We start from the raw sequence: 21,327 nt of genomic DNA, 5'->3' as shown, positions 1-21,327 counted from the left end.
CGCACCGTCCTGCGCGGCCCCGGGCGCCGGGCCCTGCGGCTGAAGCGCCGCCCCGGCCCATGTTCGGGCGCCATTCAGATCTATAGCGCTAGGTACAATACTGCCGGCGGCCGCGGTCAGGACGGTTCTGAGAACGCGGCGCCGGGAGGGGGGATCGATCCGTTCGGCCTCCGGCCGCCTGTGCGGCTGGGTCGGCTGCGTGTCCTCGCCCTGCATATCGGTGTCCACGCTCATCGGTTCCCGCCCGCCCGCGGCGAGGCAGCCGGCAGCCTTCCACGGTCGAGTTCCTCGCGCCATGTCCTCACGGGTCACCTCCTCCGCCGAGCGGCCGCACCGGAACGCCCATCCGGGCGCTCCCGATCCCGAGATCGTGACGAGTCCGGCCACGGCGCTCGAACCCGAGGCCTGGGCCGGCGGCAGCCGGGCCCTTCTGGCCCGACGTCTCGCCCTGGCGATCCCGAGCCTCGCCGCCGCCGGCGGTCTCGCATGGCTGGCTGATCGTGCTTATCCGGCTGGCGCCAGCCCCCTGGCCTGGACCATCCTGATCCTGTTCGCCCTGGTGATGGGCTGGCAGGCTTTCGTCGCCTGCCAATACGTCTACGGGCTCGTGGCCGCCCTTCTGGGCGACCGGGCGAAGTCGGTGCTGGAGCGCCGGTCCGAATCCGCCCTGCGACCCGCCGCCGGGGGCGGGCGCACCGCCGCCGTGGTGGCGATCCATGCCGAGGACGCGGTGGCGGTCTTCGCCCGGTTGCGGGTGATGGCCCGCTCGCTGGCCGATGCGCAGGCGCAGAACATCGATATCTTCGTCCTGTCTGACACGCGGGACGGCGCGATCGCGGCGGTGGAGGAGCACGAATTTGCCCGCATCCAGGCCTGGGCTGAGGCCGACCCGGCCCTGCCGCGGATCCGCTACCGGCGCCGGACCGAGAACACGGGCCGCAAGGCCGGCAATATCGGCGAGTTCTGCCGTAGCTACGGTGCGGACTACGCCTACATGATCGTGCTGGATGCCGACAGCCTGATGACCGGCGCCGCCATGACCCGGCTCGTCCGCCTGATGGACGAGAGCCCCCGCGCCGGCCTGATCCAGACCGTCTCCTACGCGGCCGGCCGGGATACCCTGTTCGCCCGCATCCAGCAATTCGCCGTGCGCCTCTATGCGCCCCTGGCGTTGCGCTGCCTGGAGACCTGGCAGGGCCCGGAGGGCAGCTACTGGGGCCACAACGCCATCCTGCGGATCGAGGCCTTCGCCGAGAACGCGCAGCTTCCGGTCCTGCCGGGCCGGGCGCCGCTGGGCGGCGAGATCCTCTGCCACGACATCGTCGAGGGCGCCCTGATGGTCCGCGCCGGCTGGGAGGTGCGCCTGCTGCCCGAGATGGGCGGCACCTGGGAGGAGATGCCCACGAACCTGATCGACCTGCTCGGCCGCGAGCGCCGCTGGTGCCAGGGCAACCTGCAGCACCTGCGCGTGCTGCCTTGGGCCGGCCTGCACGCCGCGAGCCGCTGGCACCTCGCGGTCGGCATCCTGGCCTACGGCATGCTGCCGCTCTGGATCGCCTTCCTGGGCCTAGCCTCCTGGCAGGCGGCCCGGACCGGCGATCTCGGCCTGCTCGCCTACGGCTTGACCGGTCACGGCGCGGCCGCCCACGCGCTCGCCGCTCTCAGCCTCGCCGTGCTGGCCCTGCCCAAGGTCCTGAGCCTCGGCCATGTCCTGGTCTCGCCGGAGCGCCGGGCTTCCTTCGGCGGCGCCCGGTCGCTCCTGGCCAGCGCCGCCCTGGAGCAGGTCGTGTGGGTCTTCCTGTGGCCGGTGCTCACCCTGTTCACCGCCGGCGCCGTGGTCTCGACCTTCCTGGGCCGGGTGGTGCGCTGGGAGACCCAGGATCGCGACGACCGGCAGGTCTCCTGGGCCGAGGCGTTCCGGCTCCAAGCCGACGCCGTGGTGGTCGGGGCGCTGATCGTCTTCGCCCTGGTCTGGGCCGGCAATGCCTGGCTCGGCCTGTGGCTGGCCCCGCTGGCCCTCGCGCTGCTGGCGAGCCCGGCCCAGAGCGTCTGGACCAGCCGGGCCGATCTCGGCCGCGCCGCCCGGGCCCGGGGCCTGTTCCTCACCGCCGACGACACGGCGCAGGCTCCGGAACTGGTGGAGCTGGCGCAGATCCGCGGCCTGCCCGCCGCCCCCGTGCTCATCCGCACGGCACCTCTGGAACCGGCCATCTGGCTCGCTGCCGACGAGGCGTGAGGTCTCGGCGGCCGGGCAGGTCGGGACACGCCCGACCGCCCAGGCCAATCCCGCGGTTATGGCTAAGCTGCCACAGTGTTGCCATCCCGTCACGGAAGGGCGGAACCGGCTAAGCGTGGCGGTTTCCGGCTTGGATTTGGGACGCGAGCGTTTACCCCTTGGCGAGGATCGGCACGGCATCGTGCCCCGGTAATTCGCCGCGTTCCCAACCCATTTCGCGCCTGCCCCGAGAGGCTTTGATGCGTCGTTTCCTTCCCGCCCTCGTAGGGCTCATCGGCGCGGCCGCCTGCGCCGCGCCGGCGCTGGCCTACGAGATCGATCCGCTGACCCGCCAGCCGCTGAACGACGCGCTCACCGTGCGTGTGCGCCCGCAGGCGGTCGAGACCGTCGCGGTGCCGGTGGCCAACGCCTCGCTCAACCCCGCCGACCCGCTCGACGCGGCCGTGCCGCAGATGTCGGCGATCCCGCGCGAGACGGTCGCCTATAACGGCCCCTACGGCGCCGGCACGATCGTCGTCTCAACCGCCGAGCGGCGGCTCTACTACGTGCTCGGCGGCGGCCAAGCCCTGCGCTACGGCGTCGGCGTCGGCCGACCGGGCTTCACCTGGGGCGGCGTGCAGACCATCACGATGAAGCGCGAATGGCCGGATTGGCGCCCGCCGTCGACCATGCTGCGCCGCCGGCCGGACCTGCCGCGCTACATGAAGGGCGGCATCGAGAACCCGCTCGGCGCCCGCGCCATGTATCTCGGCGGCTCGATCTACCGGATCCACGGCTCCAACGAGCCGGAGACCATCGGCACCGCCGTGTCCTCGGGCTGCATCCGCATGACCAACGACGACGTGACTGACCTCTACACCCGCGCCAAGGTCGGCACGAAGGTCATCGTCCAGCGCTGATTTCTTTCGGACCGTTTCGGTGAGGGCCGGCCGCGAGGCCGGCCCTTTTGCGTTCAGGTCTCGGGCAGCGTGACCAGCGCGTCGGGACGCTTCACCTCGATCTCGATGAACGCGATCGGGTGCTCCGACCCGTTCATCACATCGTGCCGGATGCCGGCCGGGCGCATGTAGGATTGCCCCGCCGCGAGCGCGGTCTCGCTGACCGCCGCCCCGTCATGGACGCGCAGCACGCCGGCCACCAGCATCACCACGAAATACGGCCAGCCATGCTCGTGCCAGCCGGTCACCGCCCCGGGCGGGAAGTCCCAACGGGTGATCCGGACCGTGGCATCGTCCTGCTGGACCGTGGGCAGAGCGGGGATCGTGCAGGTGAAGGCCATGGTGGCTCCGGGGCTGGTGCTGTCGATCAACGAAGATCCAAATCTCCCCCTCATCCTGAGGCGCCCGCGTCAGCGGGCCTCGAAGGAGCCCTCCAGAAGCCTCGGCGAATCCTGGAGGGCTCCTTCGAGGCCTTCGCTACGCTTCGGCACCTCAGGATGAGGGGGAGGATGGGACGGCTACCGAGCGCTCAATGGCAGCCGCACGAGCCTGAGCCGCAACCCCCGGCCTGCTTCGCCGGGGCGGTGCGGGCAGTCTCGCGGTCGAGCCCGCGCTCCGCCAATTCGGACAGGTAGGTCTGCCAGCGGGATTCGTATTCCCGGCCGAGCGTGTGCAGGTATTCCCAACCGTAGATCCCGGTGTCGTGCATGTCGTCGAAGGCGAGCTTGACCGCGTAATTGCCGATCGGCTCCACGGCTAGGATCGCCACGGCGCGCTTGCCGCCGATCACCTTGCGCTCCAGAGGCGAATGGCCCTGCACCTCGGCCGACGGGCTCGACACCCGCAGATACTCCGCCGGCAGGGCGAAGCGGGACCCGTCCTCGAAGGCGACGTTGAGCACCCGCCGATCGGCCGACAGGCGGATCTCGGTCGGCCACAGATCCTCGTTCACAGGTCACACTCCTCAAGCATTCCGGGGTTGCGGCCCGGGGTCGGCTTGCCCACGACCGTATCGGGCATCATATGCTCAATCATGCTTGATGACATCTCCAGCACGCCGCAGGGGTTTACGGCCGAGGCGCCCGGCGCGCCGTCGCCCGCGCCGCTGATCGACCCGTTCCAGCGGGCGATCTCGTATCTGCGCATCTCGGTGACGGATCGCTGCGATCTGCGCTGCGCCTACTGCATGTCGGACAACATGCAGTTCCTTCCCAAGCGCGACCTGCTGACCCTGGAGGAGCTGGACCGGCTCTGCGGGGTGTTCATCGCCCGGGGCGTGCGCAAGCTCCGGATCACCGGCGGCGAGCCCCTGGTGCGCCGCGACATCATGCACCTGTTCCGCCGCCTGTCGCGTCACCTCAATTCGGGCGCGCTGGAGGAGCTGACGCTGACCACCAACGGCACGCAGCTCACGCGCTACGCCGACGAGCTGGCGAGCCTCGGCGTGCGCCGGATCAACGTCTCGCTGGACACGCTGGACCCGGCGAAATTCCGGGCGATCACCCGCCGGGGCGACCTGCCGGTGGTGCTCGACGGTATCGCGGCTGCGCGCAAGGCCGGCATGAAGGTCAAGATCAACGCGGTGGCGCTGCGGGACGTCAACGCGGACGAGATCCCCGACATGATCGCCTGGGCCCATGGGCTCGGCATGGACATGACCCTGATCGAGGTGATGCCGCTGGGCGAGATCGAGGCCGACCGCACCGACCAGTTCCTGCCTCTCTCGGTGGCGCGGCAGCGCCTGGAGAGCCGCTACACGCTGACACCGTTGTCCGACCGCACCGGCGGCCCGGCGCGTTACGTCCGGGTCGAGGAGACCGGCGGCAAGCTCGGTTTCATCACGCCGCTGACACACAATTTCTGCGAGAGTTGCAACCGCGTGCGCCTGACCTGCACCGGCCAGCTCTACCTGTGCCTCGGCCAGGAAGATTCCGCCGACCTGCGCGCGGTGCTGCGCGCCTCTCCGGACGATGCCGTGCTGGCCGCCGCCGTGGTCGAGGCGATCACCCGCAAGCCCAAGGGGCACGACTTCGTCATCGAGCGCCAGCGCCCGGCCGCGGTGCCCCGGCACATGAGCGTGACCGGCGGGTAGCGCGACGCGTTCTCCTCCCCTTGGGGCTGCGGGCGCAACAGGGTTTGATCGTCGTTGCAATCGTACCGCGGGCTTAGAAGGCGCGGGTCCCCTCTCCTGTGCGGGAGAGGGACAGGGTGAAGGGTGCGACCTCTCCGGAAGATCCTGGTCCCTCACCCCAGCCCTCTACCGCACGGGAAAGGGAGCGTGCCGCGGCCTTCACACGCCGCCGCGCGCTTCAAACTGCGTCGTCCGTGGCCGCGCGCAAAGCGACAGCCAAGCCTAAACCTCCTCGTCGGCGTAGCGCGATTGCGCCCGCCCGCGCTGCCCGGATCCCTTCCGCGGCGCGCCGGCGCTGATCCCGGCCACGAGGTCGGCGATGTGGCGCACGGTCTCCACCGCGAGCGCCTTGTCGCCCTCGCCGCGGCCCTGCGGGATCAGCGCCTTGGCGAAGCCGAGCTTCTGGGCCTCCTTTAGCCGGGATCCCGCCTGAGCCACGGGGCGGATTGCCCCGGACAGGCCGATCTCGCCGAAATACACGGTCTCCGGTGGCAGCACCGCCCCCGACAGGGACGAGACCAGGGCGGCGGCCACCGCCAGATCGGCCGCCGGCTCGGTGATGCGCAGGCCCCCGGCCACATTCAGATAGACGTCGTGGGTGCCGAGCCGGATGCCGCCGTGGGCTTCCAACACCGCCAGCACCATCGACAGCCGGTTCGGGTCCCAGCCGACCACCGCCCGCCGGGGCATGCCCAGCGAGGAGGGCGCCACCAGAGCCTGGATCTCCACGAGCAGCGGGCGGGTGCCCTCCATCCCGGCGAAGACCGCGGTGCCGGCGGCCTGGTGGTCGCGTCCGGCCAGGAACAGGGCCGAGGGGTTGGGCACCTCGGCCAGCCCCGCATCGGTCATCTCGAACACGCCGATCTCGTCGGTGGGACCGAAGCGGTTCTTCACCGCGCGCAGGATGCGGAAATGGTGGCCCTGGTCGCCCTCGAACGAGGCGACCGCGTCGACCATGTGCTCCACCACCCGGGGGCCGGCGATCTGCCCGTCCTTGGTGACGTGGCCGACCAGGATCACCGCCGTGCCGGTGGTCTTGGCGAAGCGGATCAGCGCCTGGGCCGAGGAGCGCACCTGCGTGACCGTGCCGGGGGCCGATTCCACCGTCTCGGTCCACATGGTCTGGATCGAATCGATGATCGCCAGCGCCGGCGGCCGGCCCTGGCTCAGGGTCTCGATAATGTCCTCGACATTGGTCTCGGCGGCGAGATCCACCGGGCGGGAACTGAGCCCCAGCCGCTCGGCCCGCAACCGCACCTGCCCGACCGCCTCCTCGCCGGAGATGTAGGCGACCCGCTGGCCGGTGCCCGCCATGGCGGCGGAGGCCTGCATCAGCAGGGTCGACTTGCCGATGCCGGGATCGCCGCCGAGCAGGATCACCGAGCCGCGCACGAAGCCGCCGCCGGTCACTCGATCGAGCTCGCCGATTCCCGAGGGGATGCGCGGCGCCTCCTTGGTCTCGCCGGTCAGCCCCTCGAGGGGGAAGACCCGGCCGCGGGCGCGGGACGGCCGGGTCGCCACCGGGCCGGACTGGCCGGGCGCGGCGGCTGCCTCCTCGACGATCGTGTTCCAGCCGTTGCACGCCTCGCAGCGGCCGCGCCAGCGGTTGTAGACCGCCCCGCAGGATTGGCAGACGAAGGTCTGGTGGATCTTGGCCATTCGGGTCCGCGCGCCGCCGGTCCGGCATTCGAAGAAGGGGTCGGCTCACCCTACATAAGTTCGAACATAACGCGAACCCAGCCCCGTCAGGATCTCGTAGCCGATCGTGCCGGCGGCGCGGCCGACCGTGTCGATGTCGAGTTCGTCGCCGATCAGCACGGCGGTGGCGCCGCGCCGGGCCGCGGGGGCCGCGGTGACGTCCAGGATGATCAGGTCCATGGAGACGAGGCCCAGGATCGGGCAGGGCACGCCCCCGACCAGGGCCTGCCCACGCCCGCTGATCGACCGGGGGAAGCCGTCGGCATAGCCGAGCGACAGCGTCGCCAGACGGCTCGGGGCGGGGGCGGTCCAGCGGCCGTTATAGCCCGCGCTGGTTCCGGCCTCGACGGTCCTCACCTGGGCGATCAGGGCCTCCAGCCGCACCACCGGGCGCATCGGGTTGGGGGAGTGCGGTGTCGGGTTGCCGCCGAACAGGGCGTAGCCCGGGCGCAGCAGGTCGTGCCGGGCGCCATCGAGGGACACGCCGGAGGAGTTGGCGAGCGAGGCCCGCAGGCCCGGATAGGCCGCCCGGACCCGGGCGAAATCGGCGATCTGCCGGGCGTTGACCGGATCCTCCGGCTTCTCGGCGCTGACAAAGTGGCTGAGCAGCAGGTCGATGCCGGCGGCGGCGATGCCCGGATCGCCGGCAAGCTCCAGCGCCTCCGGCACCGGCAGCCCGAGTCGGTTCATGCCGGTATCGACATGGAGCGCCGCCGGCCGGCCCCCGCCCGAAAAGGCGGCCCATTCGGCGATCTCCTCGCGGCTGCCGAGCACCGGGCGCAGGGCGTGTGCCGCGAAAGTCTCGCAGGCGCCGGGCGGCAGGCCGTTCAGGACGTAGATCGCGGCCTCCGGCAGGGCCGCCCGGGCGGCGACACCCTCGGACAGGTGGGCGACGAAGAACGTCCGGCACCCGGCGGCCCACAGGGCCGGCCCGACCTGCGCGACGCCGCAGCCATAGGCATCCGCCTTCACCACGGCGGCGCAATCGGCCCCCCGGGCGGCCAGCATCCGCCAGTTCGCCGCGATCGCCCCGAGATCGATGATCAGCCGGGCGCCGTGGGCGCCGATATCTGTTCCGGACTCCGTCACCGATCGCCTACCCGCCACCGAAGCGCCCCCGATCCTCGATTCCGCGCGGACGGATGCACGATGCGGACCCGTTAGGCGAGTCGGTTCGCGGCATTGCTCTCAGGGGTCGACGAGGCTGGCAACCCGGGCGGCGATCTCGCCCACGGTGTCCGGATCCACGATACCGGCGACGCTCGCACTGCCATCGGCGAGGCGCGCTCGGAGATCGAAGCTGCGGACCTGCGTGCAGACCGCCACGCCGGTCACGCCATCCGCCGTGACGGGGACTGTGAGGCCCGCAGCGCGGGCGCCCGCCGCCACCGTGGAGATCACCACGGCGATTGCCGTGCCGTGAACGTTCACGGCCTCCGGCGTCACGACAATCCAGTAATGTCGATCGCGCATTTCCCGGCCGACGACCGGGTTGGGGTCGATCGAGTAGATTTCGCCACGCTTCGGGACTTTCGGGGGCGGGCCCATCACCCGATCTCATTGCCTACTGGAGGGCCTTCCAGAGCCTTGGCCGTATCCGCGTATAAGGCTGGCAGATGCTCGGCCCCTTCCAGAAGCTCTGCTAGGGTATAGCGACGTTTTCGTTTCGCGACCGGTGTCGCGACCAGAGCGCCGTCCTGTACGGCGAGTGTGAGGTCGGTGCCCGTATCGGCTCCGATCGCGGCCAGAACAGCGGGGGGGAGCGTCATCACGCGGGCTCCGCCTTGGCGCCGAACGGTCACAACCGCCGTGGTTGACGCTTGAGTCGGCGGTTTGGCGCTCTTCTTCACGCCAGGCGTTCGCTTGGCTGCCGGCATGGTCACGCTCCACCGGAAAGTGCTACAAAGGTAGCACCTTTGCGTGGCCGCCAACACCCCTCATCCCCGCACGCGGAACGGGTTGAAATCCGTGCCCGTATCGAAAGCGTCGCGGCCTTCGGCGCGCTTCAGGAAGCCGATCAGCGGCACGCTGAGGGGCAGGGCCACGATCTCCCAGGCGACCTTAAGGGCCCAGATCGTGAGCGCGAGGCGGACGAGATCCGCGGTGGGATAGAGCCCGCCGAAGCCGAGCCCGATGAACAGGGCCGAATCGATGCCCTGGCCCACCAGCGTCGAGGCGACGAGCCGCGCCGCAAGTCCACGGCCACGAAAGCGCAGCTTCAGCTTGGCGAGCAGGTAGGCGTTCAGGAACTCGCCGATGAGATAGGCCGCGAGGCCGGCCAGCGCGAGCCGCGGGGTGGCGCCGAGCACCGCCTCGAATGCCACCTGGTGCGGCCAGAACGGCGCGGGCGGCAAAGCCGCCGCGATCCCGTAGGCCAGGATCCAGAGCGCCTGCGCCAGGAAGCCGGTCCAGACCACGGCCCGGGTGCTGGAATAGCCGTAGACCTCGGTCAGCACGTCGCCGAATAGGTAGGAGGCAGGAAACACGATCACTGCCGCCGTGAAGGTCAGGCCGCCCACGGAGACGATCTTGCCCGCCAGCACCAGCGAGATCATCAGCACCGCCCCGAACAGGCCGGCGATCGGAACGAGGTAAACGGGGCCGGCGGAAGCCCTCTGCGCACTCACGATCGGCGCGGGCTGATGCACGGACGGCACAGGCCGAACGCGCAGTCCGTGCCCGAGGGTGACGGCCGAGTTTCGGCTTGGTATACTTCGGTCCCGGTCCCGGGGAGCCGCATGGCCGCCGCGGCATTCCCTCTGGTTCCTAAAAGCTTACAGATGCCGTTTACCGTTCTGGATCTCGTCGTGCTCGGCATCGTCGCGGTCTCCGCGCTGCTCGCGGCCGTGCGTGGCGTCACCCGCGAGGTGCTGGCGATCATCGCCTGGGTGGCTGCCGCCGCCGTCGCCTGGTCGTTCTATCCGATGCTGCTTCCGCTGGTGAAGCAGCACGTCAACAGCGATACCGTGGCGCTGGTCGCCTCCATCGCGGCGATCTTCCTCGGCACGCTGATCATCGTCTCGATCATCACCGTGAAGATCTCGGACGTGGTGCTCGACTCGCGCATCGGCGCGGTCGACCGCTCGCTGGGCTTCCTGTTCGGCGCGGGCCGCGGCTTCCTGATCTGCGTGATCGGCTGGGTGTTCCTGTCCTGGCTGGTGCAGGGCAAGGTGCCGGATTGGGCGGCGCAGGCGCGCACGCGCCCGATGCTGGAGAAATCCGGCGACGCCCTGGTGGCCCAACTCCCCGAGAATCCGGAAGGTTTCCTGAAGCAATTCAAGAAGCCGAAGGCCGTCACGCCGCCCAACGAGGCGGCCGACGCCCCCGCCGAGACCGATGTGGCGCCCCAGCGCCGCACAGAGACTGCGCCGACCCCGACGCGACGCTGATCTGCGGCGCGCGCCGTTGGTCGGTCTCCGTGGAACGCCTAGATAGCGGTTCCGGAGACGATCGGATGATATCCGCGACGACCGGCGCGCCGGCCCGTCGCCGCCGGGACTCGTGAAGTGATCGATCGCAGCATGTCCCAATCCGACGCTTACGCCTCCGATTTCGACCTCGACGGCGATACGCTGCGCGAGGAATGCGGCGTTTTCGGCATTTTCGGGCACCCGGAGGCCTCCGCCATCGTGGCGCTCGGCCTGCACGCCCTGCAGCACCGGGGCCAGGAGGCGGCCGGCATCGTCTCCTTCGACGGCTCGGTGTTCCATTCCGAGCGGCGCCCGGGCCTCGTGGGCGATTCCTTCTCGGATGGCGACACCATCGCCCGGCTGAAAGGTCGCGCCGCCATCGGGCACGTGCGCTACTCGACCACCGGCGGGACGATCCTGCGCAACGTGCAGCCGCTCTTCGCCGAGCTCGCCAGCGGCGGCCTCGCGGTCGCCCATAACGGCAACCTCACCAACGCTTTGTCGATCCGCCGCGACCTCGTGCGCGACGGTGCGATCACCCAATCGACCTCCGACACCGAGGTGATCCTCCACCTCGCGGCCCGCTCGCGGAAGCCGCGGATCGTCGAGCGGTTCATCGACGCTCTGCAGGCGATCCAGGGCGCCTACGCGATCGTGGCGCTGACCAACAAGAAGCTGATCGGCGCCCGCGACCCGCTGGGCATCCGCCCGCTGGTGCTGGGCGAGCTCGACGGCCGCTACATGCTGGCCTCCGAGACCTGCGCCCTCGACATCATCGGCGCGCGCTACATCCGCGACGTCGAGAACGGTGAGGTCGTGGTGATCTCCGAGGAGGGGATCGAGTCGATCCGCTTCGCCGACGCGGTGCCGATGCGGCCCTGCATCTTCGAGTACATCTACTTCGCCCGGCCGGATTCGGTGGTGAACGGCAAGAGCGTCTACGCGGTGCGCAAGGCGATCGGCCGGGAACTGGCCCGCGAGGCCTCCGTCGCGGCCGACGTCGTCGTGCCGGTGCCAGATTCCGGCGTGCCGGCGGCGCTCGGCTTCGCGCAGGAGACCGGGATCCCCTTCGAGATGGGGATCATCCGCAACCACTATGTCGGGCGGACCTTCATCCAGCCGACACAGTCGGTGCGCGAGCTCGGCGTGCGGATGAAGCACTCGGCCAACCGCGCGGCGATCGAGGGCAAGAGCATCGTGCTCGTCGACGACAGCTTGGTGCGCGGCACGACCTCGGTGAAGATCGTCCGGATGATGCGCGAAGCCGGCGCCGCCGAGGTGCATTTCCGGATCGCCTCGCCGCCGATCACCTACCCGGATTTCTACGGGATCGACACGCCGGAGCGGGAGAAGCTGCTGGCCGCGACCCACGACCTCGAGGCGATGCGCAAGTATATCGGCGCGGACTCGCTGGCCTTCCTGTCGATCCCCGGCCTTTACCGGGCGATGGGCGAGGAGGAGCGCAATGCGGCCTGCCCGCAATACACCGACCATTGCTTCACGGGTGAGTACCCGACCGGCCTGACCGACCTGTCCATCGCCGGTCCGAAGCGCTTCGCGATGCTGGCCGAAGCGGATTGAGCGGGGCGAGACGGGGATCCCCAAGGGCTGAGCCCTTTGGCGGGGGCCAGGGGCGGCGCCCCTGGGATCTTCGGAGCGCCCAGCCCTGCACCCGCAAAGGTCACGGACCTTTTGAAACCGGAATTTTTGGATCCCCCTGGCGTGGAAATGCGCTAGGTCCTGGGCATGGCTGATCCTCAGAGAAAGCTCGAAGGCCGCGTCGCGGTCGTCACCGGGGCATCCCGCGGCATCGGGCGCGCCGCCGCCCTGGCCCTGGCCGGGGCCGGCGCCCACGTGGTCGCGGTGGCCCGCACGGTCGGCGCCCTGGAGGAGTTGGACGACGCCATCCGGGCGGCCGGATCCAGCGCCACGCTCGTGCCGTTCGACCTCGCCGATTACGACGCCATCGACCGGCTGGGCGCGGCGATCAACGAGCGCTGGAAGCGGCTCGACATCCTGGTCGGTAACGCCGGCATCCTCGGCGCTCTCATGCCGATCGGCCACATCACCCCGAAGGTCTGGGACCAGGTGATGCAGGTCAACGTCACTGCCAATTGGCGCCTGCTCCGCTCGCTGGACCCGCTGCTGCGCATGTCCGATGCCGGCCGGGCGATCTTCGTCTCGTCGGGCGCAGCCTCGAAATGCCGGGCCTATTGGGGGCCGTACTCGGTCTCGAAGGCGGCGCTCGAAGCGATGGTGCGGACCTACGCGGCGGAGAACGAGACCACCGCGATCCGGGCGATGCTGCTCAACCCCGGGCCGCTGCGCACCGGCATGCGCCGCTCGGCCATGCCGGGCGAGGATCCCGAGACCCTCAAGACCCCCGAGGATCTCGCCGCCCACTTCGTGCGGCTCGCCGCGCCGGACTGGACCGAGACCGGCAAGCTCTACGATTTTCCCACCGACCGGGTGCTGCAGTTCCGCGCGCCCGCGTAAAGGGGTCCGGGGCCTGCGGCCCCGGCGGGTTACGGGCGGAGCCCGCAGGGTTTGGGATTTACGATGATCGACGTCCGCTGCATCTGTGCGATCGGCCTGCGCGGCCAGCTCGGCTTGAACGGGCACCTGCCCTGGGAGGGCAACACCGACCCGTTATTCGTGGAGGACGTGACGCGGTTCTTCGCGCTCACCATGGGCCACGTGCTGATCGCCGGGCCGAAGACCGTGGCCTCGGTCCCGGACTTCGCCTTCAAGGACCGCACCATCGACGTGATCCGCAGCCACGAGGATCCGGAGCAGGTGCTCAAGCGCTACCCGGGCCGCCGGATCTTCGTGGGCGGCGGCATCGCAGTGTGGAACGTCTACGCCAAGTACATCCAGAACTGGGACATCACGCGCCTGCCCTACGACGGCGAGGCCGACCGCTGGTTCGACCCGGCCTGGCTGGTGGGCGGGGCGCTGCGGCCCTGACGACCGGCACCATCGGGCGGCCCGGCGCGTTGGCGTGCGTGTCGCGTGTCCGGAGTGTCGATGAGCGCCCATAGCTACCGTTTTGGCATCGAGGAAGAATATTTCCTCGCCGATGCCGAGACCCGCGGCACGCCCCGGGGGGACCTCGCCGGGTTTCACGCCCGGGTGAAGGCGGAGCTGCCCGAGACCGGGCGCGAGCTGGTCGCCGCGCAGGTCGAGGTCTGCACGCCGCCGCTCGACGATGCGCAGGCCGCCCGAGAGAATCTCGGTGGCCAGCGGGCGCAGCTCGCCGGCATCGCGGCCGAGAGCGGGCTGAGCCTGCTCGCCTGTGGCACCCATCCGCTCGCGCATTGGTCCCGCCAGACCGCCACCGACGGCGCGCGCTACAAGGGCATCCTCTCGGATGTCGGCATCGCGGCAAGGCGGGCGCTGATCTGCGGCATGCATGTCCATGTCGAGGTGCCGGACCCGGAGGCGCGGGTCGACCTGATGAACCGGCTGCTGCCGTTCCAGCCGCTGCTGCTGGCGCTCTCCGCCTCCTCGCCGTTCTGGCAGGGTGAGGCGACCGGGCTGATGGCTTACCGGCTCAGCGTCTTCGGCGAGTTGCCCCGCACCGGCCTCCCCGAGCTTTTTTTGGACGCAGCCGCCCATGCGCGGTTCGTGGACATCATGACCCGCTCCGGTGCGATCGCGGATGCGAGTTTTTTGTGGTGGTCCCTGCGGCCCTCGATCAAGTTCCCGACCCTGGAGCTGCGCATCGCCGATGCCTGCACCCGGCTCGACGATTCGCTCTGCGTCGCCGCCCTGTACCGCTGCCTCGTGCGCCTGTGCGTGCGCCGGCCCGACCTCCATGCCGGGCTCGACGGCGTCTCACGCGCGCTGGCCTCGGAGAACCTGTGGCGGGCCCAGCACAGCGGCGTGCGCGCGACGCTGATCGACGAAGCGAAGGCTGAGGCGGTGCCGTTCGCCGAGGCGCTGGAGGCGGTCCTCGCCCTGGTGGAGGAGGATGCGGATGCGCTGGGCTGCGTGGCGGACGTCGCCCGCGCCCGGGCGATCGTCGCCGAGGGCACCAGCGCGGACGGGCAGGTCGGGGCGTTCGAGGCGGCGCTCGCCGAAGGAAAGGACGAGCGCGCCGCGCTGTCGGCCGCGGTGGACTGGATCGCCGACGCAGCCCGGTGACGGGTGGCGTCAGCCCTTGTCGAACGGGTTCTGCGAGGTCCGCAAGCTCAGCCGGATCGGCGTGCCCGGCAGCTCGAACGCCTCGCGCAGGCCGTTCACCAAGTAGCGGGTGTAGGATTTCGGCAGGGCATTGAGCTGGTTGCCGAACAGCGCGAAATGCGGCGGCCGGCTCTTCACCTGGGTGGCGTAGCGGATCTTGATCCGCCGGCCCGACACCGCCGGGGGCGGGTTGCGGGAGGTCGCCTCGCTCAGCCAGTCATTGATGCGCGAGGTCGAGATCCGCTTGTCCCAGACCTCGGCGGCCTGGACCACCGCCTGCATCAGCTTGTCGAGGCCCTCGCCAGCGAGCCCCGAGAGCGGCACCACCGCGACGCCGCGCACCTGCGGCAGCAGGCGGGTGCAATCCTCGCGCAGCTGCTTCAGCAGGCCGGGCTGGTCGGCGACAAGGTCCCACTTGTTGAGGCCGATCACCACGGCCCGGCCCTCGCTCTCGACCAAGTCGATGATGGTGAGATCCTGCTTCTCGAACGGAATCGTGGCGTCGAGCAGCACCACCACCACCTCGGCGAAGCGCACCGCGCGCAACCCGTCCGAGACCGCGAGCTTCTCCAGCTTGTCGTCGATCCGGGCGCGGCGGCGCATGCCGGCGGTGTCGTGGAGCTTGATCTTGCGGCCGCGCCACTCCCAGTCCAGCGAGATCGAATCGCGGGTGATGCCGGCCTCGGGGCCGACCAGCAGCCGGTCCTCGCCAAGCATGCGGTTGATCAGCGTCGACTTGCCGGCATTGGGGCGGCCCACGATCGCGACCTTCAGGGAGCGGCCGCCCGCGCCATCCTCATCCTCGTCGTCGTTCTCCGGGTCGGGCTTGGGCAGGACGCCCTTCAGCGCCTCGTGCAGCTCGCCCAACCCCTCGCCGTGCTCGGCCGAGAACGGGATCGGGTCGCCGAGCCCGAGGGTAAAGGCCTCGTAGGCGCCGGAGAGGCCGGTGCCGCCCTCCGCCTTGTTGGCGATCAGGATGACCGGGCAGCCGGCCCGGCGCACCAGTTCCGCGAAGGGCTGGTCGGCCGGCAACACGCCGGCGCGGGCGTCGATCACGAACAGCACCACGTCGGCGGCGAGGATCGCCGCCTCGGTCTGCATCCGCATCCGGCCCATAAGGGTGGCGGCGTCCGATTCCTCCAGACCGGCGGTGTCGATCACCCGGAAATGGAGGCCGCCGAAGCTGACATCGCCCTCGCGCCGGTCGCGGGTCACCCCCGGCCGATCGTCCACGAGCGCGAGCTTCTTGCCCACGAGGCGGTTGAACAGGGTCGACTTGCCGACGTTCGGCCTCCCGACGATCGCGACGGTCGGCATGTCCATGGTCTATCTCGAAATGGTCGAAGAAAAATCAGCGCGTGATCGGCGGGGGCGGGGCGGCGACCTCGGGCTTGGCCTCGGTCACGGTGACCGGGCCGCCCGCCACGAGGGCCGCGTAGACCTCGATCCGCTCACGCAGGTTCCGGGGTGTCTCGGGATCGGCGACCAGCTGGTCGAACCAGCGGCCGGCCTCCTCGAAATCGCCCTTCTTCAGGGCGGCGAGGCCGAGCATCTCGCGGGCGGTGTGACGGAACGGCGTGCCGGCCGCGAGCCCCTGGAGATTGGCGAGCGCCGGGTCCGGGTTCGCGCTGTCGAGGCGTAGCAGGGCGGCGCGCAGCCGCGCCAGATCGCGCAGGCCGTCTCCGAGGCTGTTGTCTCCGGCAAGCGTGTCGAATTCCTTCGCGCCCGCCTCCGCGTCACGCTTGCCGGCCTCCGCGGCCGAGCGGAACCGGGCGAGCAGGCGGTAGCCGGCCGGGCCCTGGACCTCCAGCGCGTCGAAGACCTTGTCGGCCTCCGCGACCTTGCCGTCGCGGGCGAGGCGGTTGGCCTCGTCGAACTGCACCGAGGCGGCCTCGGCGGCCACGCGCTGCTGGTTCTGCCAGTAGCGCCAGCCCGCCACGCCCACGACCAGGAGCACGGCGAGCGCGATGATCACGCCGCTGTAGCGCTTCCAGATCTGGAGGATCCGGTCGCGGCGATAATCCTCGTCGACCTCGCGAATGAACTCGTTGTTCTCGGCCATCATTTCCCGGCCCGCGTCTATCCGCGGGCCACCTTGCACAGCGATCGAGCCCCGCGCCTAACACACGGGCGCCGGGTTGGCGACAGCGGGCGTGGGACGGCGGGGGTTCTCAGGCGGTTCCGGGCCAGACTGGCACGCCGATCAGCGGGTAGTGCAGGTAGCGGGCGAACACGAACCAGACGGCCGTTCCGATCACCACGGCCAGGATGTCGTTGCGCCAGCCATGCGGGGCCACGGCCGGGCCGCCGTGCTGGGCGACCACCGCACCGGGGGCGAGCGCCCGGCGCTTGGCGCTGATCCGCGCCGCCACCGCCCAGGCCAGGAAGCCGCCGAACAGCAGGATCGAGCCGAGATCGCCGTTCGCGAGCAGGTGGGCGGTCGCCCAGATCTTCACGGCGAGCAGCATCGGGTGCTTGGCCTTGGCCCGGATATGGCCCGGCAGATAGGCGGCGGCGAGGCACACGAAGGCCAGCCACACCAGCATCAGGGCAAGGTGGCGCGTCCAGACCGGCGGATCCCAGACCGGGATGTAGCCGGCGAGCCGGTAATCGTGGAAGCCGACCGCGATCAGCACCAGCCCGAGCAGCGACAGGGCGGTGTAGCCGAGCTTGAACCGGCCCTCGCCGATCCGGCCCACGATCGCGGCGCGCTGCGAGCGGACCATGGAGAAGGCGTGCGTGCCGAGGAACAGCACGAGCCCGAGGATCAAGAGGAGCATGTAGGACTTTCGGGCGACGGCCGGGCGGCAAGTACTCTGTAACGGTTCTCAAGCGAATCTGGCGCGCTTTGTCCAGGCGTAGCCGGGACGCACCCGGATCTCCGCGATGGGCTTGGCGTACAGGATGGCTGAAACAGGGCGTGCGCCAACGCCGCGTTTCCCTTCTCCCTCCGCGGGGGCGGGTGTTCACCGATCTCAAGATGGGGCGCGGGTCCCCTCTCCCGTGCGGGAGAGGGACAGGGTGAGGGGTGCGACCCCTCCGGAAGATCCTGGTCCCTCACCCCAGCCCTCTCCCGCACGGGAGAGGGGGCGTGTCGCGGCCTTCACCGGCCAATCTGTAAATTTGAGACCCTATGAGCGACGAGGAATCCGGCAGCGTTTCGCTCTGCTCGCAGCCGCACTCGTGCCGCTCCTCCTCATCCCCCCGAAGGCCCAAGCCGCCGCCGAGCCGCCGCTCTCGGCCCTGACCCTGGTCGGGCCGCCCGCGATCGTGTTCAAGGCCGGGCGCGATGCCTGCGACGGGGCCGATGTGCCGGATGCGCCGGCCCGGGCGTTCCGGGATGCCGCCGGGGCGGTGGTCCTGTTCGGGATGCATTACCGCATCCGCGCCCTGCGCGGGCCCGACCTCGACCACCTCAAGCTCGACTGCGCCGTAGTGCTCGATTCGGGCGAGAAGCCCGATCCGGCATCCTATGACGACCGCTCCTGGATCACCGCCACCTGGACCGAGGACGGCCGGCACGTCGCCGCGCTGCTGCACCACGAATACCAGGCCAACGAGCATCCCGGCCGCTGCCCGGCCGGCTCCTACATGGCATGCTGGTACAACACGATCACGGCCGCGGCTTCCGCGGATGGCGGGCGCAGCTTCGCGCGCCGAAACCCGCCCGTGGTGGTGGCCGGAGCCCCGTTCCGCCAGGAGGTCGATCAGGGCCGGCATCGCGGCTTCTTCAACCCGTCGAACATCGTGGCGGACGGGCGCTGGCGCTACGTCCTGGTCTCGACCACCGGCTGGGACCGCCCCGGCAGCGACCAGGCAGCGGGACTCTGCCTGTTCCGCAGCGAGGACCCGGCCGACCCGGCCCGCTGGCGCGCCTGGACCGGCACCGATTTCACCGCCGCCTTCCCGGACCCCTACCGCAAGCCCGTCCAGCCCGCGGTCACATGCAGGCCGGTGGGGCCGTTCCCGGGGCCGGTGGGCGCCGTGGTCCGCCACCGCGGCACGGGCGCCTGGATCGCGGTGTTCATGGCCAAGGCCGGGGAGGGCTTCGCCCGGTCCGGCTTCTACTGGACCAGTTCGCGCGACCTGATGGCCTGGGACACGCCCCGCCTGCTCCTCGAAGGCGCGACCCTGTACGACGACCCGTGCGGGGCGACCGCGCCGCTGATCGCCTACCCGTCGCTGCTCGATCCGGCGGCGCAGGGGCGCAATTTCGACGATGTCGGCGACCGGGCGCTCCTGACCTTCGCGAGCCTGCGGGTGGAGGGCTGCACGATCACCTCCGACCGGGACCTGTTGCGCCGCCCGGTGGTAATTCGTGTCTGGCCCTGACCCGGGCGTTCCGAAAGCCTCAAGCCATCCTGCCCGCCGATGCTGTGGCTCGACGGCCGAGCTTCAGCCGCCTCAGCCATCACCGCCGCAGCGAGGATCGTATGGACGCAGACACCGAGGTTTCCGCGACGATCCGGGATGGCGCCGAACTGCGTGCGCAGTTCGGCGCGGTCGGCCCGCTCGCCGCGGCCAAGGTGCTCGACCACCTCGACGATTACGCCCGCCGGTTCATCGCGCTCGCGCCGTTCCTGGTGCTGGCGAGCGCCGACGCGGCCGGCCAGGCCGATGCGAGCCCTCGCGGCGACGCGCCGGGCTTCGTGGGCGTTCCCGATAGCCGCACCCTGGTGATCCCCGACCGGCGCGGCAACAAACGCATCGACAGCTTCCGCAACGTCATCGAGAACCCCGGCGTCGGGCTGATCTTCTTCGTGCCGGGCATCGACGAGACCCTGCGGGTGAACGGCACCGCGGCGGTGACGCAGGGCCGCACCCTGTTCGAGCCCCTGGGCGCCCGAGGCACCGTGCCGACGATCGGGCTGATCGTGCAGGTGCGGGAGGCCTTCTTCCATTGCGGCAAGGCGCTGATGCGCGCAGCTCTGGGACCCGTCGCGCCACGTCGCCCGCGACACCTTTCCCAGCCTCGGGCGCATCCTGGCCGAGCAGACCGCCGCATCCGAAGTCGCGGAGGCCGAGGGGCGGATCGCGGAATCCTACCGCACCCGGCTCTACTGAGAGCTCACGCCGGTCGGCATGGATCGGCCGACCCTGCCGCCGCGATGCTGCACTCGCCGTTCGGTCCACGCGCATCTGGACCCGATCCGGCCCTGGCGCGTTCCGGAAGGAGGACGATGCCCGAGGCTCTGCGGAGAGACGGTCCCGCATGCGCGAATCCCACAGACCTGAGGCGGTGCGTCGCCGCGTGGCCGAGCCCGGAGCCGCCCGCGACGCGGCCGCACTCGGAGCCGGGGCCGTCGGGGCCGGGGCCGTCGGCGCCTCGGCGCTGGGAGCGCTGGCGATCGGGGCCGTGGCCTTCGGCGCGGTGGCGCTCGGCGCCTTCGCCATCGGCCGGCTCTCGGTCGGCCGCGCCCGGGTCGGTGTGCTGGAGGTGGGGTCCCTGAAGGTGGGATCCCTGGAGATCGATAAGCTGACGGTCCGGACGCTGCGATGGCCGGACGGGACGCGCTGAAGCGTCATCCGACGGCGATCGTCGGCGCCCGAGGCTGGCCGGGCGGCGCCCGATGGCGTAGCCTTCCGCATCATACCGGACATGCCCGCGAGGACAGCCCGCGATGAGCGACAAGACCAAGCCCTTCCGCCCCGGCGAGGCGGTCGATGCCCTCGGCGAGCGGGAGGGCGATTTCGTACTGCCCCTCTGCCTGCCGAAGCCCAGCCTGCTGATCGGCGAGGATCTCGCCATGATCGTCCTCGACACGATCCACGGCCAGCGGGTCGGCCTGCCGCTCAGCCCGCAGGGAGCGGCGGACCTCCACGCAGTGCTGGAAGAGGCCCTGCGGCTGCTCCAGGCGCGGAACGGCGGCTCGATCCAGTAACCGCCCGACCCCCCTTCACCGCTCCGGCTCGGCCTCCGTCTCGGGCCCGTCCGCACGGGGACCTCGGGCCACCTCCCGCATCGCCCCATCCGGCAAGGGGCGCTGCAGCTTGAGCGCCTCCGGGGTCGGCGCCTCCAGCCAGGCCGCCCATTCCTCCGGCTCGGTGAGCAGGACCGGCATCGCCTTGGGATGGACCGGGTGGACGACGCCGTTCGCCTCCGTGGTCAGGAACGAGAACAGGCGGTGCTCCTCTGCCACACGGTCCGGGTTCTCGCGCTTCGTCCCGCGCACGCCGGTCCAGGGCCGCCAGATGCCCGCGAAGGCGAAGAGCGATCGGTCGTCGTCGCGGGCGAACCACACAGGCGTCTTGCGCGGCTTGGTGTCGGCGTACTCGCTGAAGGCGGTCGCCGGGACGAGGCAGCGATGGGCCGGGCCGAGCCAGGGGCGCCAATGCGGGCTCGCAGCGTTGCGGACATTGGTGATCGGATGCTCCCCGAACGCCTTCGGGCCCGGGATGCCCCAGCGCATCATGGCCAGTTCCCGGCCGTCCGGCCCGTTCCAGACCACCGGTGCCATCTGGTCCGGAAAGATCGCCGGCAGCAGCGGCAGGTTGCCGGTGCGGTCCTGGACGATCCCGAAGGCCCGGCGCAGCTGCGCCGGGCCGGTGCGCAGGCTGTAGAGGTTGCACATGGCGGTCTCGTGAGGGCTCGATCGGGACGGCAGGACGACGAAACGACCAGCGCCGCTTCGTCGCAGCGCCCGGCTCTTTTCTCAACATCACAAGTACGGCATGCAGATATCTACAAGTTTAAACTGATATAGGTCAGCAAGTTCCGGCGAGCGGTCG

General features: G+C 70.6%; 22 protein-coding genes and 1 pseudogene. 12 read left to right on the top strand and 11 right to left on the bottom strand.

Annotated features, from left to right (window positions below; genetic code table 11):
- Positions 1–295 precede the first annotated feature (295 nt).
- A complete protein-coding gene (gene mdoH, locus AKJ13_RS14630; RefSeq protein ID WP_082316959.1) occupies positions 296–2,236 on the top strand; it encodes a glucans biosynthesis glucosyltransferase MdoH in 1,941 nt (646 codons plus the stop codon).
- A gap of 239 nt (positions 2,237–2,475) precedes the next feature.
- Positions 2,476–3,135, top strand: a complete 660-nt coding sequence (locus AKJ13_RS14625; RefSeq protein ID WP_050734000.1) for a L,D-transpeptidase — start codon at positions 2,476–2,478, stop codon at positions 3,133–3,135.
- A 53-nt stretch (positions 3,136–3,188) separates the two neighbouring features.
- Here AKJ13_RS14625 and AKJ13_RS14620 read toward each other — a convergent pair whose 3' ends face one another.
- Both AKJ13_RS14620 and AKJ13_RS14615 read right to left on the bottom strand, forming a co-directional pair.
- Entirely contained in the window at positions 3,189–3,515 is a 327-nt protein-coding gene (locus AKJ13_RS14620; protein WP_050734073.1) for a cupin domain-containing protein, read from the bottom strand.
- Positions 3,516–3,703: 188 nt separating this feature from the next.
- The gene (locus AKJ13_RS14615) at positions 3,704–4,126 is read right to left on the bottom strand and encodes a DUF971 domain-containing protein (RefSeq protein WP_050733999.1); all 423 of its coding nucleotides are present in this window, start codon (positions 4,124–4,126) and stop codon (positions 3,704–3,706) included.
- An 81-nt stretch (positions 4,127–4,207) separates the two neighbouring features.
- Between AKJ13_RS14615 and moaA the strand changes: the two genes are divergently transcribed.
- On the top strand, positions 4,208–5,266 hold the full coding sequence (gene moaA, locus AKJ13_RS14610) for a GTP 3',8-cyclase MoaA (protein WP_244471608.1): 1,059 nt from the start codon (positions 4,208–4,210) through the stop codon (positions 5,264–5,266).
- 261 nt (positions 5,267–5,527) lie between these two features.
- Here the strand turns inward: moaA and radA are convergent, their stop codons facing one another.
- The 5 genes from radA to AKJ13_RS14590 all read right to left on the bottom strand — a co-directional run bounded on the left by radA (position 5,528) and on the right by AKJ13_RS14590 (position 9,630).
- Positions 5,528–6,964 (bottom strand): DNA repair protein RadA, encoded by a 1,437-nt coding sequence (gene radA, locus AKJ13_RS14605; protein WP_050733998.1) that lies wholly within the window; start codon positions 6,962–6,964, stop codon positions 5,528–5,530.
- A 45-nt stretch (positions 6,965–7,009) separates the two neighbouring features.
- Positions 7,010–8,092 (bottom strand): alanine racemase, encoded by a 1,083-nt coding sequence (alr, locus tag AKJ13_RS14600; protein WP_082316958.1) that lies wholly within the window; start codon positions 8,090–8,092, stop codon positions 7,010–7,012.
- Between the two features lie 99 nt (positions 8,093–8,191).
- Complete coding sequence (locus AKJ13_RS14595; protein ID WP_050733997.1) at positions 8,192–8,551, bottom strand: type II toxin-antitoxin system PemK/MazF family toxin; 360 nt, start codon at positions 8,549–8,551, stop codon at positions 8,192–8,194.
- A complete protein-coding gene (locus AKJ13_RS30415) occupies positions 8,551–8,772 on the bottom strand; it encodes a hypothetical protein (RefSeq protein WP_007560288.1) in 222 nt (73 codons plus the stop codon). The genes AKJ13_RS14595 and AKJ13_RS30415 overlap by 1 nt, the downstream gene beginning before the upstream one ends.
- A 168-nt stretch (positions 8,773–8,940) precedes the next feature.
- A complete protein-coding gene (locus AKJ13_RS14590) occupies positions 8,941–9,630 on the bottom strand; it encodes a queuosine precursor transporter (protein WP_064774627.1) in 690 nt (229 codons plus the stop codon).
- 153 nt (positions 9,631–9,783) lie between these two features.
- On the opposite strand from AKJ13_RS14590, the gene AKJ13_RS14585 reads away from it, so the two are divergent.
- The 5 genes from AKJ13_RS14585 to AKJ13_RS14565 all read left to right on the top strand — a co-directional run bounded on the left by AKJ13_RS14585 (position 9,784) and on the right by AKJ13_RS14565 (position 14,559).
- On the top strand, positions 9,784–10,392 hold the full coding sequence (locus tag AKJ13_RS14585; protein WP_050733995.1) for a CvpA family protein: 609 nt from the start codon (positions 9,784–9,786) through the stop codon (positions 10,390–10,392).
- Positions 10,393–10,524: 132 nt separating this feature from the next.
- A complete protein-coding gene (purF, locus tag AKJ13_RS14580; protein ID WP_050733994.1) occupies positions 10,525–11,994 on the top strand; it encodes an amidophosphoribosyltransferase in 1,470 nt (489 codons plus the stop codon).
- 165 nt (positions 11,995–12,159) lie between these two features.
- On the top strand, positions 12,160–12,909 hold the full coding sequence (locus tag AKJ13_RS14575; RefSeq protein WP_050733993.1) for an SDR family NAD(P)-dependent oxidoreductase: 750 nt from the start codon (positions 12,160–12,162) through the stop codon (positions 12,907–12,909).
- Between the two features lie 63 nt (positions 12,910–12,972).
- On the top strand, positions 12,973–13,380 hold the full coding sequence (locus tag AKJ13_RS14570) for a dihydrofolate reductase (protein WP_050733992.1): 408 nt from the start codon (positions 12,973–12,975) through the stop codon (positions 13,378–13,380).
- 60 nt (positions 13,381–13,440) lie between these two features.
- On the top strand, positions 13,441–14,559 hold the full coding sequence (locus AKJ13_RS14565) for a carboxylate-amine ligase (protein WP_050733991.1): 1,119 nt from the start codon (positions 13,441–13,443) through the stop codon (positions 14,557–14,559).
- 9 nt (positions 14,560–14,568) lie between these two features.
- On the opposite strand, the gene der is transcribed toward AKJ13_RS14565, so the two are convergent.
- The 3 genes from der to AKJ13_RS14550 form a co-directional block, all read right to left on the bottom strand.
- Positions 14,569–15,921, bottom strand: a complete 1,353-nt coding sequence (gene der / locus AKJ13_RS14560) for a ribosome biogenesis GTPase Der (protein ID WP_050733990.1) — start codon at positions 15,919–15,921, stop codon at positions 14,569–14,571.
- A 28-nt stretch (positions 15,922–15,949) separates the two neighbouring features.
- Positions 15,950–16,660: a tetratricopeptide repeat protein gene (locus tag AKJ13_RS14555; protein ID WP_050734070.1), complete on the bottom strand. Its 711-nt coding sequence runs from the start codon at positions 16,658–16,660 to the stop codon at positions 15,950–15,952.
- A gap of 109 nt (positions 16,661–16,769) precedes the next feature.
- Positions 16,770–17,378 (bottom strand): NnrU family protein, encoded by a 609-nt coding sequence (locus AKJ13_RS14550; protein WP_050733989.1) that lies wholly within the window; start codon positions 17,376–17,378, stop codon positions 16,770–16,772.
- A gap of 124 nt (positions 17,379–17,502) precedes the next feature.
- Between AKJ13_RS14550 and AKJ13_RS14545 the strand changes: the two genes are divergently transcribed.
- The 4 genes and pseudogenes from AKJ13_RS14545 (at position 17,503) to AKJ13_RS14530 (ending at position 20,480) form a co-directional block, all read left to right on the top strand.
- Positions 17,503–18,930 carry a hypothetical protein gene (locus AKJ13_RS14545; RefSeq protein WP_244471607.1) on the top strand — a complete coding sequence of 476 codons (1,428 nt, stop codon included), beginning with the start codon at positions 17,503–17,505 and terminating at the stop codon, positions 18,928–18,930.
- 101 nt (positions 18,931–19,031) lie between these two features.
- A pseudogene (locus AKJ13_RS30410) lies at positions 19,032–19,469 on the top strand (pyridoxamine 5'-phosphate oxidase family protein); the annotation flags it as partial.
- A gap of 341 nt (positions 19,470–19,810) precedes the next feature.
- Entirely contained in the window at positions 19,811–20,116 is a 306-nt protein-coding gene (locus AKJ13_RS14535) for a hypothetical protein (protein ID WP_050733987.1), read from the top strand.
- 103 nt (positions 20,117–20,219) lie between these two features.
- On the top strand, positions 20,220–20,480 hold the full coding sequence (locus tag AKJ13_RS14530; RefSeq protein ID WP_050733986.1) for a hypothetical protein: 261 nt from the start codon (positions 20,220–20,222) through the stop codon (positions 20,478–20,480).
- A 15-nt stretch (positions 20,481–20,495) separates the two neighbouring features.
- Here AKJ13_RS14530 and AKJ13_RS14525 read toward each other — a convergent pair whose 3' ends face one another.
- Positions 20,496–21,170: an SOS response-associated peptidase gene (locus AKJ13_RS14525; protein WP_050733985.1), complete on the bottom strand. Its 675-nt coding sequence runs from the start codon at positions 21,168–21,170 to the stop codon at positions 20,496–20,498.
- Between the last annotated feature and the right edge of the window lie 157 nt (positions 21,171–21,327).

Origin of the sequence: Methylobacterium sp. ARG-1 (genome assembly GCF_001262595.1) — a bacterium.
Taxonomy (GTDB): domain Bacteria; phylum Pseudomonadota; class Alphaproteobacteria; order Rhizobiales; family Beijerinckiaceae; genus Methylobacterium; species Methylobacterium brachiatum.
Note: the sequence above shows the minus strand (reverse complement) of the source record. Positions and strands in the feature narration are given on the sequence as shown.